Here is a 19,601-nt window from a genome sequence, read left to right on the forward strand (position 1 = left end):
TCAGGCCAGCGCCGCGAGCGAGACCACCGACAGCGCGCTGGTCCAGATGGTCACCGCCGCAATGCGGTCCGTGCGGACGCCATGCAGCAGCGCCAGCGCAAAGGCCATGGCGCCCGACGGGCCCGCCGCCAGAAGCGAGACCTGCGCCTGCCAAAGATCGCTCGCCCCGGCCAGCCAGACCGCCAAGCTGACCATCAGCGGGAAGCCGATCAGCTTCAGCGCCGAGAAGGTGGTGACCACCGTTGAGGGTCTCAGGCTCTGGCCCGAGAGCAGCACGCCGAGTGCGAAAAGGACCAGCGGCGCGGTGGCCGCGCCGGCGAAGCGGCAGGCGGTGAGGAGCGGCTCGGGCAGTGGCAGGCCCGCGAGGTTGACCGCGACGCCGAGCAGGATGGCGCTCAGCGTGGGGTTTGTCGCGAGCCGCTTCAGCGCCGGCAGCGGTCCGGCCGAAGGGCGGGCGATGAGGTCCGAGCTGATGATGAAGAACGCAAACGCTATCGCGGTGTCCCAGGCGACCACCGCGGTCACCGGCAGTGCCCCATCCTCGCCGTAGAGCAGCAGCGCGATCGGGCGGATGTAGAGCAGCGAGTTGACGAAGACCACGCCCATGGCCAGCAGCCATGCCTCGAGTTTCTCGCATCCGAAGGCCCGGCGGGCGAGCGCGTAGGAGGCGGCGAAGGCCAGCGCCTCGCAGGCGCCGTAGGTCAGCAGGGCGCGCACCTCGAAGGCGGCGAAGGGCACGGTTGCGATCACCATGAAGATTAGCCCCGGCTGCATCACCATCAACGCGACCCGATTGGCCGAGGCGGCGTCCTGCCGCGCGAAGACGCCGCGGCGCCCGAGCAGGAAGCCGAGTGCCAGTAGCGCGAAGACCGGTAGGATGTCATGGGTGAGGACGGTAAGCATGGGGGTCTCGTTCTGGGGCGCCCCGAAGTGACGGGCGACGGATCCTTGGGTCAAGCGAGCATCAGCTCTCGGGAGCGCCGGGAAAATGGCGTGCACGCAGGGCGGGCAGGTTCATGGTCCGGCGGCGCAGGAGGCCGTGGTCCGACAGCCTTTGGGTAAGCCCGGGCGTGGCGGTGCAGACCTCGCCGTAGAAGGCGCGCAGCGCCTCTTCGCCGCCCGCATCCTCTATCATCGCGAAAAGCGCGTTCAGGCTCACCGCGCCTTCGCCGCGCGCCTGCGGCTTCAGCTCGGCGCGGTAGGAGCCACGGGCCATCCGGAAGCGATAAGCCGCGAGGAAATGCGCCCAGTCCGCGGCGTGGAAATGCCCAAGCTCGGTCTCGGGCAGGGGGCGCTCGCCGGGGTTGGTCCGGTCGCCGAGCGTCACGTTGTGAATGCGGATATCCAGACCATCGGTGCCGGGCCGGAAGAAGAGCTTGCCCGCCACATGGCTCAGGAACCCGCCCGAGAGGTGCCGGCCCCAAGTGGGAAAACAGGCCTCGGCGGCGCGCTGGCGGGCGGTCTGGTCGAGGGGGAACGCCTTGAAGAGCGTCTCGGCCTGATCGGGCGCGGCGGCCAAGGCCTCGACCGGTCGGACGCGGGCGCAGAGGCAGTCGGGCGGCAGTCCGGCGAGTTGCTCGCCAAGCGGGCGCTCGGGCAGAAGGAATTCGTCCACGTCGATATGCGCCAGCCAATCCACCTCGGGTTTGCGGTTGTTGGCGTGCCGCGCGTTGCGGCCCTGCCGGGCCTGGTGCTTCTCGGGGCGCTTGCCGCGCTTGGCCCACCAGGCGGCATCGGTGGTGGAGACGCGGACCTTGGGGTGGGCGGAGAGCGCCGCCTCCGCCGCGGGGTCGGCCTCGTCGAGGTAGATGTAGAGCCTCTGCGCGCCTTGCTCGAGGTGCCAGGCGGCGAACTCGAGGATGCGGGGAAGGGGCGCATTGGTGGTGGTGACGGTGCCCCAGCGGATCACGGCAGCGCTCCGAAGACGCGGGTCACGGCGGCATCGGGATCGAACGGGTGTTCGAGCAGCATGCCATGCGCCCTGAGCCGGTCGCGCAGCGCGGGCGTGTCGGCGCAGACCTCGTCGAAGAGCGCGCGCAGTCCCGCATCGCCCTCTTTTTCCATGAGAAAACCGATCAGCTCGGCCTGTCCCATCTCGGGGCGCTCCGAACTTTTCCGATAGGATCCGAGCGTCCTGCGGAAATCGAGATGGCCGCGGAACTGCTCCCAGCTGCGGGCGTGCAGATGTGCCAGCCATATCTCGCCCAGCCGGTGACGGTTGACGGCATCCACGCCGCGGTATTTCAAAGTGTGGATGCCGAGCCGGGTTTCGGGGATGCCGGTGCGGGCGAAGACCTTGCCCGAGGTGTGGCTGAGAAAGCCACCGTAGAGATGCGCGCCGAAAGTCGGGTAGATCTCCTGCAGCACCGCCTTGGGCTGGCCCGCGTGCTTGTGGGTGGTCTTGAAGCGCTGCGGCAGGCCTTGCTCGGGCGCTAGCGCCTCGACGGGAGCGATGCGGGCGAAGGCGGCGGCGAGCGGGACCTCTGCCAGCAGCTCACTCAGCGGCCGCTGCGGCAAGAGGAATTCGTCGACGTCGAGATGCCCCAGCCATTGCACGCCCAGCCCGTCGCGCAAGCTCTGCGTTGCGTTATACGCTTGCCGGACCTGATGCGCTTCGGGTCGGGCGCGGCCGCTCGCCTGCCAGTAGGCGACGTCGCATCGGGTGACGCGGATCGCGGGGTGGCGGGTGAGGAAGGCCTCGGCCTCGGGATCCGGCGCATCGAGGTGGATTTGCAGAACCGCGGCGCCGAGCTCGAGGTGATGCGCGGCGAAGCGGGCGATCTCTGGAAGTGGCGCGCGGATGGTCGAGGTCAGCCCCCAGCGCAGGGTCTCGGAGGTGAGCCCGCGGTGGCCGGCAGGCACCGGCGCGGGCGTGTCTGGCGTGCCGGCCGTCTTCGCTCCGACGCGCCGGGCCTGCCGCTGGCGCATGGTCATCAGCCGACGGAACACCGTGCGCTCGTCGGAGATCAGCAGCTCGAGCAGGTGATGGGCGAGGGGCCCGATCACCGGATCGCCCTCGGCCTCGAGCCAGAGCCGCCCGATCATGTTCACGTCGAGCCCGCCGCTCGGCAGCGCGTAGCCGTCCATCTCCATCGGCAGCGGCCCATGGGCCTTGCCGTCGAGCCCGAACGGCCGGTCGGCGGCGTGCCCCGAGTAGAGCCGCTCGCTTTCGTAGAGCTTCATCGTGCCGAAGAGCGTGCTCAGCGCCAGCCCCACCGACCGCTGCACGGGGCCGAGCCCGTGATCACCGAAGGTGGTCACCGACGATACCAGCCAGCGCGGGTCGAGCTGCTGCCGCAGCGCCGCGCCCTCTTCGGCCCAGAGCCGCTGGAACAGCGCCGGGGCATGGGCGGGGAAGTCGCGCTTGCGCAGGTGGGCGATGAGCAGTGCGTTGAGAAACACCAGCTCCGACCGACCGGTCAGTTCGCGCCGCAGCGCGTGGCGCTTGCGATGATGGTTCGAGCGGAAAGGCGGCGCCTCGGCGGGGTCGGCGTCGGGGTCGGTGACGATCTGCGCAGCAAGCCCGGAGAGTGGCGTGTCATAGGGCAAAAGCGCCTCGCCCGGGGCGAAGTCGAGCGCATCCCGGCGCCCCTCCATCTGGGTGAGAATGGCCGCGATTCCGCCGGGATAGGGGGATGTCTTCTCTCCGCTCATGGCGCGGAGACTGGCGCCATCGCGCGGCACAGGCAATCTCCCGCGACCGCGCGCCGCCGCAAGGCCCGCCAGCGTCGCCTTTCCGCCACGGGCCGCGCGGGGTTATTCCATGGCAAGGATCATGTTGCGCACCACCGGGTAGATCTCGTTCTCCCACTTGCGCCCGTTGAAGACGCCGTAATGCCCGACGTTGGCCTGCAGGTGATGGCGCTTGAGGTGCGGACGTAGCGAGCAGCAGAGGTCATGCGCCGCCGAGGTCTGGCCGAGCCCGCAGATGTCGTCGCGCCCGCCCTCGACGGTGAGCAGCGCGGTGTGGCGGATCTTGCCCGGGTCGACCTTGCGGCCGCGGTAGGTCAGCGCGCCGGTGGCCAGCTCGGCCTTCTGGAAGATGCGCTCGATGGTCTCGATGTAGAATTCCTCGGTCAGGTCGAGCACGGCGAAATACTCGTCGTAGAACTCCTTGATCTTGCGCGCCTGCTCGGTCTCCCCGGCGACGATGTGATCGTAGAGCCTCCGGTGCGTCGCGCGGTGCCGGTCCATGTTCATCGACATGAAAGCGGTGAGCTGCACGAACCCCGGGTAGACCTTGCGACCGGCGCCGGCATAGCGCCACGGCACCCGGGCGATCACGTTGCGCTCGAACCACTCGATGGGCTTCTCGTTGGCCAGATCGTTGACCATCGTCGGGCTCTCGCGCACGTCCACCGGACCGGCCATCAGCGTCATCGACAGCGGCGTCGCCGGGTTGCGCTCCTCGGAGATGACGGCCACCGCAGCCAGCGCCTGCACGCAAGGCTGGCAGACACCGAGGATATGCGCGCCCGGGCCGATCTCCTCGAGGAAGCGGATGACGTAGGTGATATAGTCCTCGATCCCGAAATCCCCTTCAGACAGAGGGACGTCGCGGGCGTTCTTCCAGTCGGTGACATAGACGTCATGGTCGCGCAGCAGCACCTTCACCGTGCCCGCGAGCAACGTGGCGAAATGGCCCGAGAGCGGCGCGGTCACCAGCACCTTCGGCTGCGGCGTGTCCATGTCCTTGCGAAAATGCAGCAGCGTGCCGAAGGGCAGGTCCAGCGCCACCTCCTCGACCACCGGCACATCGCGGTTGTCGACCCTTACGGAATTGATGCCGAAAGCCGGGCGGCTGTGACTGAGCCGGAACCGCGAGACCATCTCCAGCACCGCCGCGTTGTGGCGGCTCAGTTGCGCGAAGGTGCCGCCCAGCCGGGGCATGAAATTGATCCCCTGCATCGCCGCGATGCGAAAAGGGGCGATAAAATCATCAAGTCCCTGGTATCCGGCGTAGAGCACGTCGTTTTCCCTTCCCTGCCTCGCAAAAACGCTAGCCAGTTCGGAGCGCCCGATGCGACAAGAAAATGAGGTCTCGCGTCGAGAGGCAGCACCGAGGGGCAGACATGGCGGAAGCAACGCTCACCATTTCATCGAAGAACTACTCGTCCTGGTCGCTGCGCGGCTGGCTGCTGTGCCGCATGGCCGGGCTCGATTTCGTCGAGGAAATGGTCGACACCTCCGACGCCACCGCCCGTCAGGAGCTGCTGCTGCTCTCGCCGACGGTGCTGGTGCCGCGGCTGATCCACGGGCGGGTACAGGTCTGGGACACGCTGGCCATTGCCCAGTATCTCAACGAGATCTTCCCCGACGCCGGGCTCTACCCCGAGGACATCGCCGCGCGCTCGCATTGCCGCTCCATTTCGGGCGAGATGCATTCGGGCTTCTACAACATGCGCTCTGCGCTGCCGATGAACCTCAAGGCGCGGCATGCCAGCTTCAAGATCTTCTCCGGCGCGCGGCCCGACGTCGAGCGGATCAAGCTGATCTGGAATGAATGCCTCGATGCCTACGGCGGGCCGTTCCTCTTTGGCGAGAACCCCTCCGTTGCCGATGCCATGTACGCGCCGGTCTGCACCCGCTTCCGCACCTACTCGGTGCAGCTGGATGACCGGCTGGGGGCCTATGTCGACACCATCCTGAATTGGGCGCCAATGAAGGAATGGACCGAAGGCGCGCTGGCCGAGCCCGACGAGATCGTCGAGCTCGAGGTGGAGTTCTAGCGCGCCAGCTCGCGGATCCCGCGCTCGATCCCTTCCAGCGTCATCGGCACCATGCGCTCCTCGAAAATCTCGCGGATCATCGCGATCGACTGCGTATAGCCCCAGTGTTTCTCGGGCACCGGGTTGATCCAGAGGTGGTCGGGCCATTGCGTCCGCGCCCGCCGCAGCCAGACCTCGCCCGCTTCCTTGTTCCAGTGCTCGCTCGCGCCGCCGGGCACGGCGATCTCGTAGGGGCTCATCGAGGCATCGCCGACGAAGATGCACTTGTAGCTCGGCCCGTAGGTGTTCAGCACCTCCCAGGTCGGCATCTGCGCATCCCAGCGCCGCCGGTTGTCGCGCCAGACACCCTCGTAGAGGCAGTTGTGGAAATAGTAGTGCTCGAGGTGCTTGAACTCGGCCCTCGCCGCCGAGAAGAGCTCCTCCACCACCTTCACATGCGGGTCCATCGAGCCACCCACGTCCAGGAACAGCAGCACCTTCACGGCATTTCGGCGCTCGGGGCGGGTCTTCACGTCGAGATAGCCATGCTCGGCGGTGGCGCGGATTGTGCCGTCAAGATCGAGCTCCTCTTCCGCCCCGTCCCGTGCCCAGGCCCGCAGCCGCTTCAGCGCCACCTTGATGTTGCGCGTGCCGAGCTCGACCTGGTCGTCGAGATTGCGGAACTCGCGCTTGTCCCAGACCTTCACTGCCCGCTGGTGCCGGCTTTCCTCCTGGCCGATGCGCACCCCCTCGGGGTTGTAACCGTAGGCGCCAAAGGGCGAGGTGCCCGCGGTGCCGATCCACTTGCTGCCGCCCTGGTGCCGCCCCTGCTGCTCGCGCAGCCGCGCCTTGAGGGTTTCCATCAGCTTGTCGAAGCCGCCCGCCACCTCGATCTCGGCGCGCTCTTCGGGCGTGAGGTGCTTCTCGGCCATCTTGCGCAGCCAGTCCTCGGGAAGGTCGAGCGCCTCGAGCATCTCGCCCAGCGAGATCGCCTCGAGCCCTTTGAAAGCCTCGGAAAAGGCGCGGTCGAAGCGGTCGAGATGCCGCTCATCCTTCACCAGCGCAGTGCGCGCGAGATAGTAGAAGCCGGTCACGTCGTAACGCGCCAGCCCCGCCTTCAGCGCCTCGAGAAAGCTCAGGAATTCGCGCAGCGACACCGGCACCTGCGCCTGCCGCAATGTCTCGAAGAACCGAAGGAACATGGCTCACCTCCCGGCGGCGATGATGCCGCGCCCGCCCCGAAGCCTCAACCCGGCCCGTTCTTCTAGGCGAAAATATCCCGGGGGAGAGGCGCGCAGCGCCTCGGGGGCAGAGCCCCTCCATTCGCGGCACTTCCGAAAACTCAGAACGCCAGTTTTTCCACGAAGATCGTCAGGATAAGCCCGACCAGCGAAAAGGCGATGGCATAGACCGCGACGAATTGCGCGATGTCGGCCTTGTTGCCCTTGCGGCGCGCGGCGGTCATCCCGCCGATGATGGCGCCAAGAATGGCTCCCGCGATGACGATCATGTGGTGTCCTCAGCTCCCTTGCGCCGGGTCGAGCGCGGCGAGCCTGCGCATCTGCGCGGCGCCGTTCCAATCCGGGCCGAAGCCGTAGCGCGCCCACCCCAGAGAGTCCAGCCGCACCGCGGCGGCCTCGGTCGGGCGGCCGAGCGCGTCCAGCGCCTCGGCGCGCAGGGTCATCAGGCTGGCCAGCAGCGCGGCGTTCTCGTGCCGGCGGGCCGCCGCTTCATGGGGCGCAGTCAGAGCCAGCGCCTCCTCGGGATGGCCCGTCCTGAGCGCCAGCGCGGCGAGCTGGGCAGCGGCATAGGCCTCGTGCAGCCGGGCGTCGGGCAGGGCCGAGAAGATGCGCAGCGCGGCGCGGAACTGGGTCTCGGCCTGCGCGGCCTCCTCGCTGACCAGCAGCCGGCCGAGAGCGAAATGCGAAAATCCGAGCCGATGATCGGTCCAACCCTCGGCGCGGGCGAGGCGCAGGGCCTCCTCGGCGGCGGCGCGGCGTTGCGGCAGTGGCTCGGAGGTGCCAAGCGCGGTCTGGATCGCCTCGATCCAGGCGCGCGGAGTGGGCGCGAGGCGGCGATCGGGCACGCTCTCGCCCGCGGGGTTGAGCCTTGCCAGGATCCCGGGCAGGGCGGCGGCGACCTCCTCGCGGCCCATCCCCGAGCGCAGCGCGGGGTCGTAGAAGGCGCGCAGCACCAGCATGTCATAGCCCGAGAGCACGGTGTGCACGTTGTCGTCGTTGAACACGCTCTCGCCCAGCCGGTAGAGGTCATTGAGCGGGCCGAGCGCCTGCGCGATCTCCTCGTGCAGGCAGTCGCGGATTTCCTGCGGCGCGGCGTCGGCGGGCAGGAAGACGGCGGCGGTCTCGCGTTCGCGCACCTCGGTCCAGCTTGCCTCACCAGCGTTCTGCGCACGGCGGTAGTCGTTCCAGGAGCTGACGCCGGGAATGACGAAACAGGCGGCCTGCGGCAGTTGTTTGCGGATCTTCTCGCGCGGGACCGGGACCAGCGTGATGTTCGCCTCGCCCTTCTGCACCTCGGAGATGTCGATCCCGGCCTCCTCGCGCAGACGTCGCAGCAGCCGGTCGAGATCGGGCCCAAGGCTCGCCGGTGCCTTGCCCGCCACCCGCAGCGTCACCGGCCCCTCGAAGCGGGTGAAGATCGGCAGCGCGCGGCCCGATTCCAGCGAGAAGGCAAGATCGATGACATCCCGCGCAATCTGCGCATTGCTGGCCTGCGGCGGCACCGGGTCGGGCGCGCCGAAGCGGCTGGCGAGCGGCGGGCTCACCTCGGGCGCCACCGTCGCGGCGCCAGCGGCGCGGCTGACGCTCTCGGGCGCCATCGGCGCGCAGGCCCCGATCAGCAGGCTGAGGGAGAGGACCAGCCGCCGCATGGCTCAGCGCCGCTGGTACTTGATGAAGGGGGTGACAGTGCCGATCCGGTCGTAGAGCTGCCGCGCGGTGGTGTTGAACTCCTGCGTCATCCAGTAGACGTTCGGCGCGCCTTCGGCATCGGCGGCGGCATAGACCGCCTCGATCAGCGCCCGGCCGACGCCGGTGCCGCGCGCTTCGGGCGCGGCGTAGAGGTCCTGCAGGTAGCAGACGTTCTCGATCCGCCAGCAATGGCGGTGGAAGACGTAATGCACCAACCCCACCGGCACGCCGCCGACGAGCGCGAGCAGACCGTGGAAATCCTGCGGATCGTCCCCCAGCAACCGCGCGAAGGTGCTGGCATAGACCTCCTCGGGCACGGAGGTCTCATAGAAAGTGAGATAGCCGGTCCAGAGCGCGCGCCACGCGGCTTCGTCCCCAGCCTCGAGTGGCCGGATGATCAGGGAATCTTGGGACATGCTGCCTCTATGCGTTTCTTATCGTTTATTATTCGTAATTTGCCCCGGGCGTCTCGCCCTCTGCCGCGCCAGTATAGCCAGAGCGCCCCCGGGTTTGTCCCGCGAAAGCGAAAGGCGCCGCGAAATTGTGATTTCACGGCGCCTCGAAATGGAAAGTGACCTTAGGTCAGTCAGTTAACCTGTGCAGCGCTGCAACAGCCCGGCTCAGATCATCATCTCCTTGGTGGCCGAGAGGGTCACCCCCGGATAGTCGCGCTCGACCCGGTCGATGTCCCACTGCATCCGCGTCAGGTAGACGATGTCGCCGTCGTTGTCGTGGGCGATGTGCTGCTTGTTGGCCGCGGCGAACTTCTCGACCGCCGCCTTCTCGCCGTGCACCCAGCGCGCGGAGGTGAACTGCGAGGGCTCGAAACGAACCGGCAGCGAATATTCTTGTTCGATCCGCGCGCCGAGCACCTCGAACTGCAGCGCGCCGACGACGCCGACGATGTAGCCCGAGCCGATTGAGGGCTTGAAGACCTTCGCCGCGCCTTCCTCGGCGAACTGGTAGAGCGCCTTTTCCAGGTGCTTGGCCTTCATCGGATCGCCAGCGCGCACGCTCTGAAGCAGCTCCGGTGCAAACGACGGAATGCCGGTGACCTTCAGTGTCTCGCCCTCGGTCAGCGTGTCGCCAATGCGCAGCTGGCCGTGGTTGGGAATGCCGATGATGTCCCCCGCCCAGGCCTCGTCTGCCAGCTCGCGGTCGGCGGCGAGGAAGAGCACCGGGTTGGAGATCGCCATGGGCTTCTTGGTGCGCACATGGGTCAGCTTCATGCCGCGCTCGAAATGGCCCGACGAGAGGCGCACGAAGGCGACGCGGTCGCGGTGCTTGGGGTCCATGTTGGCCTGCACCTTGAAGACGAAGCCGGCGACCTTCTTCTCGTCCGGGGAAATCTGCCGCGGATCGGCGGAGGTCGGCTGCGGCTCGGGGGCGAGCTCGCCGATGCCGTCCATCAGTTCCTTGACGCCGAAGGAGTTGATCGCCGAGCCGAACCAGATCGGGGTCATGTGGCCCTCGAGCACCGACTGCGGGTCGAGCGCGGGCAGCAGCTCGCGCGCCATCTCGACCTCCTCGCGCAGCTGCGCCAGCAGTTCGGCGGGCACATGCTCGGCCAGCTTGGGATCGTCGAGTCCGCTGATCTTGATCGATTCCGCCACGCGGTTGCGGTCGGCGCGGTCCATCAACTCGAGCCGGTCGTGGATCATGTCGTAGCAGCCGACGAAATCGCGCCCCATGCCGATCGGCCAGCTGGCAGGCGTCACGTCGATGGCGAGGTTTTCCTGGATCTCGTCGATGATCTCGAAAGTGTCCCGCGCCTCGCGGTCCATCTTGTTGCAGAAGGTCAGGATCGGCAGGTCGCGCAACCGGCAGACCTCGAAGAGCTTGCGGGTCTGGCTTTCCACGCCCTTGGCGCCGTCGATCACCATGATCGCCGCATCCACCGCCGTCAGCGTGCGGTAGGTGTCTTCGGAGAAGTCCGAGTGGCCGGGCGTGTCGACGAGGTTGTAGCGGAACTGCCCGTATTCGAAGGACATCGCCGAGGCGGAAACCGAGATGCCGCGCTCCTGCTCCATCTTCATGAAGTCAGAGCGGGTGCGTCGCGCCTCGCCCTTTGCGCGGACCTGTCCGGCCATCTGGATCGCCCCGCCGAAAAGCAGGAACTTTTCGGTCAGCGTTGTCTTGCCCGCATCCGGGTGCGAGATGATCGCGAAGGTGCGGCGCCGCGCGATCTCGGGCGGCAGGGTGGGGCGGTTCGAAGCGGTGTCCAGCATGAGCGCGCGTATAGGTGCGGGCGGGGGTTTTGTCTATGGGGAACCGCGCCGCGGGGCCGGCGGTTGAGCCGGTGAAAGGAGACCTCGGATGACCAAGGATCACGGCCCCTCGATCAAGGACCCCGACCTCTACGAGACGCTGCGCGACAAGGGCTACTCGGAGGAGAAAGCTGCGCGTATTTCCAACGCCAAAGCCAACCCCGACATGCATCCTTCCGAAAAGGGCGGCAAGGCGCCCCCCCTACGAGGACTGGACCAAGGCGGAGCTATATGAGCGTGCGCAGGAGATCGGCATTGACGGGCGCTCGAAGATGACCAAGGCCGAACTGATCGACGCCCTGCGGTCCCACTGACACCTGCGCCGGGGGCAGCCTCCGGCGGGCGTATTTTCAAAGAGAAGAAACTCGAAGGCGGCCTCGGCTCGCGCATTCTTCTAGGCAGAAATATCCCGGGGGAGACGCGCGCAGCGCGGCGGGGGCAGAGCCCCCTCTTACCCCGCGGAGGATTGCCGCAGCAGCTCCGCCGCGTCGGGCCGCTGCAAGAGCGTCTCCTGCACCTCCAGCTCCGGCTGGTCCGAAGCGCTGTGTCGCGGCAGCAGCGCGCTTACCTGCTCCGACAGCTCGGCGGGCAGGGCGGCGCGTGTGCGGGTGTCGACCAGCATGGATTCCGCCGCGATGCCCTCGGCGTAGATGATCTGGTGATGGTCGAAGAGCATCTGGTAATAATCCACGAAGCCGCCTTCCCGGCGCAGGATCGTGTCGCCGTTGACCAGGTGCCGGGCGCGCAGCAACAGCTCGGATCGGCCGGCGCCGAGCCGGTCGCGACGCTGGTAGACGAAGAGCCGGTGGTCGGGGCTGACCAACAGGTCGCGCGCGGCGTTGAGCGTGCCGGCGCGGATCAGGATCGGCGCGAAGGCACCCACCGCGCGCAGGGTCTGCTGGCCGATCCAGCGGATCCTCTGCGGGCCGTCGTCTCGGGTCAGCACGCGGTCGCCGACCCGCAGATCCTCGACCGCGCGCTGCGCGCCGGAGGCGAGGGTGATCATCGTGCCGGCGGTGAAGGAAACGCAGGCGAGCTGGGCGAAACGGGCCAGCGCGGTCTGGCGGTTCACCCCGATCAGCGCGTAATCCTCGCGCGGCTGCATCGCGGCGAGCGGCATCAGGTAGACCTCGGCCACCAGCCCCTCGGAGCAGGTCTCGACCAGCACCAGCGCCTCGGTGATGGCGCCGTCGCGGCTCATGAAGGTGAGGCAGGCGTCGAGATGCAGATCGGCGCCGCGGCGGCCCAGCTCGCTGCCGGGGGCGATCTCGAAGGGCGAGGCGGCAGCGGGCAGCAGGCTGAGCCGCGCGGGGCGCGCGAGGGGCGAGAGCTCGTAGATGTCGTCGGGCTGCACCTCTTCGGCGAAGCTCAGCGCGTCGCCGAGGTTGGCGCCACTGACCACGCGCAGATGGCTGCCGCGGTAGACGCTCACGCTATGGGCCGGGCGCGCGGCGCCGGAGCTGGAAAGGGCGCTGGAAAGGGCGTCTGCCATCACTCGTCTCAACCTGCGCGCGGGTCTTTCGGGATTTCCCGAAATGCCTCCGCCCGCTCTAACATTTTCCCGGGCGACGTGCGGTCCGGGGCGATCTCAGCCTACACGCCATTGTCTGTCAGGGGAATGTGTCATCATATGGCCCCGGACCCGGCGTTTTGCCGGCGGACTGGACAGGGAGAAGAAGATGGATCTCGGGATCGCGGGAAAGACGGCGCTGGTCTGCGCCTCGTCGAAGGGGCTGGGGCGCGGCTGTGCCGAGGCGCTGGCCGAGGCGGGCTGCAACCTTGTCATGAACGCGCGCGGCGCCGAGGCGCTGGAGGCGGCGGCCGCCGAGATCCGCGCCGCCCACGGCGTCAAGGTCACCACGGTGGCGGCCGATATCGTCTCGGAGGATGGCAGGGCACAGGCGCTCGAGGAGGCGCGCGGCGCCGACATCCTTGTGACCAACGCGGGTGGCCCGCCGCCGGGGATCTGGAGCGACTGGGACCGGACCGACTTTCTCAAGGCGCTGGACGGCAACATGCTCACCCCGATCGCGCTCATGCAGGCCTTGCTGCCGGGGATGATGGAGCGTGGCTGGGGCCGGGTGGTCAACATCACCTCGCGCTCGGTCAAGGCGCCGATCCTGCAGCTCGGCCTGTCGAACTCGGCGCGGGCGGGGCTGACCGGCTTTGTCGCCGGCACCTCGCGGCAGGTGGCCGAGAAGGGCGTGACGATCAACAACCTGCTGCCCGGCGTGCATGAGACCGCGCGCATCGTGCAGATGGACAGGCACGACGCCGAGAAGACCGGCCGCCCCATCGCCGAGATCAGCGCCGAGCGCGCGGCGGGCATTCCCACCCGCGAATACGGGCAGGCGGCGGACTTCGGACGCATGTGCGCCTATCTTTGCTCGGTACACGCGCGGTTCATCGTTGGGCAGAACATCGTGCTCGACGGTGGCGAAACCCTGGCGACGATCTGAGCGCAGGGACATGGCACGAGGACCCGACGGGCAGGGCGGTGGAGCGGGCTTCTCGCTCGCTGACCAGCTGTTCAACCGCCAATCCCTGGGCGATCTGGGGCGCGACTTCTCGAATCTTCCGGGCTTCGACACCGAGCGCTTCGTAGAGACCGCCTTGCCTCGGCTCGCGGGCCTCGGGGTGCACGCGCGCCTCGAGGTGCTGGCCGAGGCGCTGGCCGAGCAGCTTCCTTCGGCATTTCCCGAAATGGCGGAACAGGTCGAGGCGGCGCTGCCGGAGCCGCTTGATCCCGGGCGGAGCGACGACGACTTCGGCCGCTTCATCCACGCGGTGCCGGGGGTTCTGGCAGTCAAGCACGGCATGGCGCATCCCGAGCGCGCGCTCGACCTGATCCATTCCGCCACGCAGCGTTTCTCGATGGAATTCGCGCTGCGGCCCTTCCTCAACCGCTGGCCCGGCGAAGTGCTGGCGCGGCTCGACCGCTGGGTCGAGGACCCGAACTACCACGTGCGGCGGCTGGTCTCCGAGGGCACCCGACCCAAGCTGCCCTGGGGCATGGGGATCAGCCTCGATCCACTGGTGCCGCTGCGCTATCTCGACGCGCTGCATGCCGACAGCACGCGCTTCGTGACGCGCTCGGTGGCCAACCATCTCAACGATCTGTCGAAGATTGCGCCCGGGGAAGTGCTCGCCCGGCTCGGACGTTGGCAGGGCGACGCGCGGCAAGCGCCCAAGGAGATGGACTGGATCACCCGCCACGCCCTGCGCACCGCGGTCAAGCGCGGCGAACCCGAGGCGCTGGCATTGCTGGGCTATCGCGCGGACCTGCCGGTGGCAGCGCGGGTGACGCTTTCCTCCGCAGATGTGAAGATCGGCGACAGCCTGGGCTTTGCGGTCGAGCTGACTTCGCCGGAAGGTGGCCCGGTGCTGGTGGATTACCGCCTGCGCTTCCATCGTCCGAGCGGCAGCGCCGAGAAGGTGTTCAAGCTGAAATCGGCCAGCCTCGCCCCGGGCAAGCCGCTGCGGCTGGACAAGCGGCACCGGATGAAGGGCGATGCCACCACCTTCCGGCTGCACCCCGGCCCGCACGCGGTGATCGTGCAGGTCAACGGGCACGACGTCGCGGAGGCCCCCTTCGAGCTGAGCGCCTAGACGTCCCCCTTCACGGCGGGGAGCCTGGCTTCGACCCGCGCGGCGACGAAGCGGGCGATCATCGGTCCGGTGGCGAGCACGATGATGAACCGCAGCGTCTGCATGGCCATGACGAAGGCCATGTCGACGTCGCTGGCGGCGGCGATCACTGCGACGGAATCGGCGCCGCCGGGGCTGGTCGCGAGATAGGCGGTCAGCGGGTCCACGCCTGCGAAGATCACCAGCACCGCCGCCATCAGCCCGCAGACGGCCATCAGCAGCAGCACCGAGAACACCAGCCGCGGCAAGGCGCGCGCGGTGTGGCGCAGGATGTCGCGGCTGAAGCGCAGGCCGATGGTCCAGCCGATCACCGCATAGGCCAGCGCCATCATCCAGCCCGGGGTCACCGGAGCGAGCCAGCCGAGCCCGTGCGCCGCCGCGCCCAGAAGGAGCGGGATCAGGAAGGTGCCCGCCGGCATTCGGGTGATCCGGGTCAGTGCGATGCCGAGCGCCATGAGGATCAGCGCGTCGCGCAGGCCTTGGTCGGGCGCCTGGAACAACGGGGCGGGGTCGCTCGGCAGCTCCGGCGCGCCGACCAGGAAGCGCGCCACCAGCGAGGCGCCCGCAGCCACCATGACCACCCGCAGGTATTGCATCACCGCGACCAGCCGGATGTCGGCGCCATGCGCTTCGGCGAGGAAAACCATCGCCTGCGCCGCGCCGGGCGACGCGCCCCAGACGGCGGTGTTGCCCGGCAGCACCTGCTTGAGCGCCAGCACGTAGCCGAGAAGGGCTGCAGCGACGATCACGAAGACCACCCCGGCGGCGAAGATCGGCCAGTCCCGCGCGATCTCGGGCAGCACCGAGGCAGGGATTTGCCCGGCGATCATCGTGCCTACCGCTGCCTGTGCGAGTTCGAAGAGCGGGCGCGGCGTGGCGATGGCGCGCGGGCCCGAGGCCACCCCGCTCGCGGCCAGCGCGATGGCGGCGATCATCGGCCCGAGCAGCAGTGCGGCCGGGAAATGCACCAGCTCAAGCCCGGCGCCAAGGGCCACCGAGAGCAGGAAGACTGCGAGCCACGCCAGCAGGCGGGAGTGGGTGAGACGGGCCATGCGGCCTCCGCTCGGAACAAGGATGGGCGTACCCGCCGGAGCGGTCGAGGCCGGGGAGAGCCAGGGGCACGGCACACGGGAAGCCGGGCCTGTCCCAGGTCTGGGCCAGGACGGGCGGACCGTGTCTGCTCTGATCAGGAAACGGATCGCGCGCGGAATGTCCAGAGGGGGGGCGGCCACGGGACTGCGTTCGGGCCGCCTCAAAGCGCATCGGCGGCGCCTTGAGGCGGATGGCCAACCGGACGGCCGGGGCAGGCATAGGCCGGGGCACTCCCGCGAGACCGGCCTTGCCGAGGATCACTCCGGTCCGGTGATCTCCAGCTTCACTGCGGCGTACCAGTCGGCGACGGCGCGGATCTCCTCGTCGGTCATCTCGGCGGCGATGGAGGACATGATGTCATGCTTGCGCTTGGCGGTCCGGAAGGCCTTGAGCTGGGTGTCGATGTAGATGTTGACCTCGCCGGCAAGGTTGGGCGCCTCGGGCAGTAGCGCGATGCCGTTCGCACCGTGGCAGGACACGCAGGCATCGGGCGCATCCTCCTCGTTCACCCCTTCGGGCAGGCTGGCGCTGGCGGTATGCGCGCCGTACCAGGCGGAGACGTCGGAGATCTGCTGCGCCGTGAGACCCGCCGCCACCACCGACATCATCTCGTTCTCGCGCGTGCCGGTCTTGAAGGCCATGAGCTGGCTTTCGAGATAGGCCTCTGGCTCGCCGCCGATGTTCGGTGCGATGGGGATTTGTGCCATCCCATCAATGCCATGGCAGGTGCGGCACATGTTGGCGACCTTCCGGCCCGCCGCCGGGTCCCCGGCGAAGAGCCGAGTGCCCCCGGCGAGCGTGAGCCCGCCGAGGATCATCAGGGCGACAGCCCTCATTCGGACGCCTTGGGCGCGTAGGCGATACGCCAGATGGCCCCGGCGAAATCGTCCGACACCAGCATCGAGCCATCGCGCAGGAAGGCGATGTCCATCGGGCGGCCACGGTATTCGCCGGTCTCCTCGTCGAGCCAACCCTCTGCGAAGACCTCGGTGGAGGCGGCGTTGCCCTCTTCGTCGAGCGCGGTGAACATCACCCGCGCGCCGACCGGCTCGGTCCGGTTCCACGAGCCATGCTGCGCCGAGAAGATCCCGCCCTTGTATTTGTCGGGGAAGGAACTGCCGGTGTAGAACCGCATTCCGAGGTCGGCGGCATGGGCCTGCATGTTGACCTGCGGGTCGATGAACTCCACCCCCTCAGGGCGCTCGACGTCCTTGTAGTCGGGGATGTCGACGCCGCCGTTGGTCCAGGGGAAGCCGAAGTGCTGCCCGGCAGAGGTCTGGCGGTTCAGCTCGCCCGGCGGGATGTCGTCGCCCATGCCGTCGACCTGGTTGTCGGTGAACCACAGCGAGCCGTCGGTGGGGTTGAAGTCATGCCCGACCGAGTTGCGGATGCCGCGGGTGTAGACCTCGCGGCCAGTGCCGTCGGTATTGATGCGGATGATGCCGCCGATGCCGATCTTGTCGTACATCTCCAGCTTGTCCTTGGGCTGGATGTTGTGCGGCTGCCCGAGCGAGATGTAGAGCTTGCCGTCCGGCCCGACGCGGCAGACCCGCGCAGTGTGATTGAAGCTCTCTTCCTCGGCGGGGATCAACTCGCCCTTGGCAACCACTTCGCCGACGGCCGGATCCGGCCCCTCGAAGAAGAACTCCGCCGCCGGGAAGGTCAGCACCCGGTTGCGTTCGGCGATGTAAAGGAATCCGTCGGGCGAGAAGCAGGGCCCGTTCGGCACGTCGAAGGTAATCGAAGGCGCGAAGTCCTTCACCTCATCCGCCACGCGGTTGCGGTCGCGGTCGACGATCGACCAGACCTTGTCCTTGCGGGTGCCGGCAAAGACCACGGTGCCCTGAGGCGCGACGGCCATCGAGCGCGCGTCCGGCACCACGGCATAGAGGCTGACCTCGAAGCCGTCCGGTACATTGATATGCGGCAGGATTTCCTTCAGCGCATCGGCACGTTCGCCCTCCTGGTCGATGAAGGTGAAGGTGGCATCGGTGCGCTGCATATTGGACAGTTTGTCCATGTTGTCCTGCGCCAACACCGGCGTCGTCAGGACCGTGGACAATAGAAGACTCGAAACGAATTGCTTGGTTTTCATGGTTTCCTCCCTAAATCAGCCCTCCACACTCCGCATGGTGACGAAGTTCCTCCGGGAGGACCTCAGGAAAGCTGCGGGTCGGATGTGCGATTCGTCAACGAATACCTACAATTCTAAGATGCATCTAAAGTAAGGGATTCATGCCTGAAAGAGCGCTGCGCGGGGCGGGGCGCTCTTCCAGGGAGATTTCCGCTGCGCTACTGCGCCGCCATCGGCCTCCGCGCCAGCTGGCATTCGGCCCAGAGCGCCTCGAGCGCCAGAACCAGCCGCCGGATGTCCTCGGCGGAATGCACCGGCGAAGGGGTGATGCGCAGTCGCTCGGTGCGCGCGGCACCGTGGGGTAATTGATCGGCTGGATGTAGATGCCGTGCTCCTCGAGCAGCCGGTCCGAGATGTAGCGGCATTTCTGTGGGCAGCCGACCATCACCGGGATGATGTGGCTTGGGTTCGGCAGATGCGGCACGCCGATCCGGTCCAGCGCCTCGCGCACGCTGGCCACCGCCCGGCGCTGCGCTGCCCGTTCGAGCTGCGAGCGCTTGAGGTGCGTCACGGCGGCGCGGGCGCCGGCGGCGACGGCGGGGGGGCAGCGCGGTGGTGAAGATGAAGCCCGAGGCAAAGCTGCGGATGAAGTCACAGAGCGTCGCCGAGGCAGCGATGTAGCCGCCCTGCACGCCGTAGGCCTTGCCCAGCGTGCCCTGGATGAGGTCGATCCGGTGCATCAGCCCCTCGCGCTCGGCGATGCCGCCGCCGCGCGGGCCGTAGAGGCCGACCGCGTGCACCTCGTCGAGGTAGGTCATGGCGTTGTAGCGCTCGGCCAGATCGCAGATCCCGGCAATCGGGGCGATGTCGCCGTCCATCGAGTAGACGCTCTCGAAGGCGATGAGCTTCGGCCGGTCGAGGGGCAGGGCGGCGAGATGGCGCTCGAGATCCGCGAGATCGTTGTGCTTCCAGATGATCCGCTCGGCCTTGGAGTGGCGGATGCCCTCGATCATCGAGGCGTGGTTGAGCGCGTCCGACAGGATCACCAGCCCGGGAATGCGCGCGCCGAGCGTGCCGAGGCTGGCCCAGTTCGACACGTAGCCCGAGGTGAAGAGCAGCGCCGCCTGCTTGTGGTGCAGATCGGCCAGTTCCGCCTCGAGCAGCACGTGCTCATGCGTGGTGCCCGAGATGTTGCGTGTGCCGCCCGCACCCGCGCCGCAGGTGTCGAGCGCGCCGTGCATCGCCTCCAGAACTGCCGGATGCTGCCCCATGCCGAGATAGTCATTCGAGCACCAGAAGGTCACCTCGCGGTGCTCGCCATGGTGGGTGGCGGCGGGGAAGGCGCCCCGGTGGCGTTCCAGTTCGGCGAAATGGCGGTAGTTGCCGTCGGCCTTGAGCGCGTCGATCTGCGCGCGGAACAGGGCGTCATACATGGTCAGAACTCCGTGGCGGCGGCGGCAATGCGGGCGAGCAGGTCGTTGACCGGCGCCATGCTTTCACGCGCGAAGCTGCGGTAGCCGAGGGTGGTCTGGCCGTCGCGGCTTTCAACGAAGATCGCGTAGGGGCAGAAGGCGACGTTCTCCGGGTCCGCCTCCATTACCTCGCGCGAGGTGGTTGCGGAGCAGAAGAGGTAGACGTCGGCGGCATCGAAGAGATGCGTGTCGGCGCCGATGTCTGCGCCGGTGCGGGCCAGCATCTCGCCGACGTGGCTGACGTGATCGACCACCAGCCCCTCGCCGATGATCGCATTCTCGAGGGCAAAGGTCGCCTCGTCGAAGGAGCCGTCATAGGGGTGGGTGATGACCTCCTGCGCCATGGCGGCGGCGGGCAGGGTGATCAGCAGGGCGAGGGTCTTGAGCATGGCGGGCCTCCGTGGTGCAAG

The 19,601-nt window shown here is 68.0% G+C and carries 17 protein-coding genes and 2 pseudogenes; 4 read left to right on the plus strand and 15 right to left on the minus strand.

Going from position 1 to position 19,601, the window contains the following annotated elements; genetic code table 11:
- The 4 genes from CLG85_RS10095 to CLG85_RS10110 form a co-directional block, all read right to left on the minus strand.
- Complete coding sequence (locus CLG85_RS10095; RefSeq protein ID WP_095882894.1) at nt 1–903, minus strand: AEC family transporter; 903 nt, start codon at nt 901–903, stop codon at nt 1–3.
- Between the two features lie 61 nt (nt 904–964).
- The gene (locus CLG85_RS10100; RefSeq protein ID WP_095882895.1) at nt 965–1,909 is read right to left on the minus strand and encodes a glycosyltransferase family 2 protein; all 945 of its coding nucleotides are present in this window, start codon (nt 1,907–1,909) and stop codon (nt 965–967) included.
- The gene (locus CLG85_RS10105; protein ID WP_095882900.1) at nt 1,906–3,654 is read right to left on the minus strand and encodes a glycosyltransferase family 2 protein; all 1,749 of its coding nucleotides are present in this window, start codon (nt 3,652–3,654) and stop codon (nt 1,906–1,908) included. Before CLG85_RS10105 ends, CLG85_RS10100 begins: the two co-directional genes overlap by 4 nt.
- 102 nt (nt 3,655–3,756) lie before the next feature.
- On the minus strand, nt 3,757–4,968 hold the full coding sequence (locus CLG85_RS10110; RefSeq protein WP_095882896.1) for a polyhydroxyalkanoate depolymerase: 1,212 nt from the start codon (nt 4,966–4,968) through the stop codon (nt 3,757–3,759).
- Between the two features lie 104 nt (nt 4,969–5,072).
- Here CLG85_RS10110 and CLG85_RS10115 point away from each other — a divergent pair, with 104 nt between their 5' ends.
- On the plus strand, nt 5,073–5,729 hold the full coding sequence (locus CLG85_RS10115; RefSeq protein WP_095882897.1) for a glutathione S-transferase family protein: 657 nt from the start codon (nt 5,073–5,075) through the stop codon (nt 5,727–5,729).
- Here the strand turns inward: CLG85_RS10115 and CLG85_RS10120 are convergent.
- The 5 genes from CLG85_RS10120 to CLG85_RS10140 form a co-directional block, all read right to left on the minus strand.
- Entirely contained in the window at nt 5,726–6,910 is a 1,185-nt protein-coding gene (locus CLG85_RS10120; RefSeq protein ID WP_095882898.1) for a vWA domain-containing protein, read from the minus strand. The two genes, CLG85_RS10115 and CLG85_RS10120, sit on opposite strands and share 4 nt — an antisense overlap.
- 140 nt (nt 6,911–7,050) lie before the next feature.
- On the minus strand, nt 7,051–7,218 hold the full coding sequence (locus CLG85_RS10125) for an apolipoprotein acyltransferase (protein ID WP_224845217.1): 168 nt from the start codon (nt 7,216–7,218) through the stop codon (nt 7,051–7,053).
- Between the two features lie 9 nt (nt 7,219–7,227).
- A complete protein-coding gene (locus CLG85_RS10130) occupies nt 7,228–8,598 on the minus strand; it encodes a DUF2927 domain-containing protein (protein WP_260348820.1) in 1,371 nt (456 codons plus the stop codon).
- Between the two features lie 3 nt (nt 8,599–8,601).
- The gene (locus tag CLG85_RS10135) at nt 8,602–9,054 is read right to left on the minus strand and encodes a GNAT family N-acetyltransferase (protein WP_260348821.1); all 453 of its coding nucleotides are present in this window, start codon (nt 9,052–9,054) and stop codon (nt 8,602–8,604) included.
- A gap of 204 nt (nt 9,055–9,258) precedes the next feature.
- Nucleotides 9,259–10,866 carry a peptide chain release factor 3 gene (locus CLG85_RS10140; protein WP_260348822.1) on the minus strand — a complete coding sequence of 536 codons (1,608 nt, stop codon included), beginning with the start codon at nt 10,864–10,866 and terminating at the stop codon, nt 9,259–9,261.
- 88 nt (nt 10,867–10,954) lie between these two features.
- On the opposite strand from CLG85_RS10140, the pseudogene CLG85_RS10145 reads away from it, so the two are divergent.
- A pseudogene (locus CLG85_RS10145) lies at nt 10,955–11,219 on the plus strand (Rho termination factor N-terminal domain-containing protein).
- Nucleotides 11,220–11,356: 137 nt separating this feature from the next.
- On the opposite strand, the gene CLG85_RS10150 reads toward CLG85_RS10145, so the two are convergent.
- Complete coding sequence (locus CLG85_RS10150; RefSeq protein WP_260348823.1) at nt 11,357–12,397, minus strand: Hint domain-containing protein; 1,041 nt, start codon at nt 12,395–12,397, stop codon at nt 11,357–11,359.
- A 187-nt stretch (nt 12,398–12,584) separates the two neighbouring features.
- Between CLG85_RS10150 and CLG85_RS10155 the strand changes: the two genes are divergently transcribed.
- Nucleotides 12,585–13,364, plus strand: a complete 780-nt coding sequence (locus CLG85_RS10155; RefSeq protein WP_095884346.1) for an SDR family oxidoreductase — start codon at nt 12,585–12,587, stop codon at nt 13,362–13,364.
- A gap of 10 nt (nt 13,365–13,374) precedes the next feature.
- Nucleotides 13,375–14,514: a YhaZ family DNA alkylation repair protein gene (locus tag CLG85_RS10160; protein WP_260348824.1), complete on the plus strand. Its 1,140-nt coding sequence runs from the start codon at nt 13,375–13,377 to the stop codon at nt 14,512–14,514.
- Here CLG85_RS10160 and CLG85_RS10165 read toward each other — a convergent pair.
- From CLG85_RS10165 to CLG85_RS10185, 5 genes and pseudogenes are all read right to left on the minus strand, one after another.
- Nucleotides 14,511–15,605, minus strand: a complete 1,095-nt coding sequence (locus CLG85_RS10165) for an AbrB family protein (RefSeq protein WP_095880465.1) — start codon at nt 15,603–15,605, stop codon at nt 14,511–14,513. The genes CLG85_RS10160 and CLG85_RS10165 overlap by 4 nt on opposite strands.
- Nucleotides 15,606–15,902: 297 nt before the next feature.
- The gene (locus CLG85_RS10170; protein ID WP_095880464.1) at nt 15,903–16,481 is read right to left on the minus strand and encodes a c-type cytochrome; all 579 of its coding nucleotides are present in this window, start codon (nt 16,479–16,481) and stop codon (nt 15,903–15,905) included.
- Complete coding sequence (locus tag CLG85_RS10175) at nt 16,478–17,740, minus strand: PQQ-dependent sugar dehydrogenase (RefSeq protein WP_260348826.1); 1,263 nt, start codon at nt 17,738–17,740, stop codon at nt 16,478–16,480. Before CLG85_RS10175 ends, CLG85_RS10170 begins: the two co-directional genes overlap by 4 nt.
- Nucleotides 17,741–17,937: 197 nt before the next feature.
- Nucleotides 17,938–19,152: pseudogene (gene hemA, locus CLG85_RS10180) on the minus strand (5-aminolevulinate synthase).
- Between the two features lie 2 nt (nt 19,153–19,154).
- Entirely contained in the window at nt 19,155–19,580 is a 426-nt protein-coding gene (locus tag CLG85_RS10185; protein WP_095883361.1) for a DUF302 domain-containing protein, read from the minus strand.
- Nucleotides 19,581–19,601: the final 21 nt, after the last annotated feature.

Source organism: Alloyangia mangrovi, assembly GCF_002300555.2.
Classification (GTDB): domain Bacteria; phylum Pseudomonadota; class Alphaproteobacteria; order Rhodobacterales; family Rhodobacteraceae; genus Salipiger; species Salipiger mangrovi.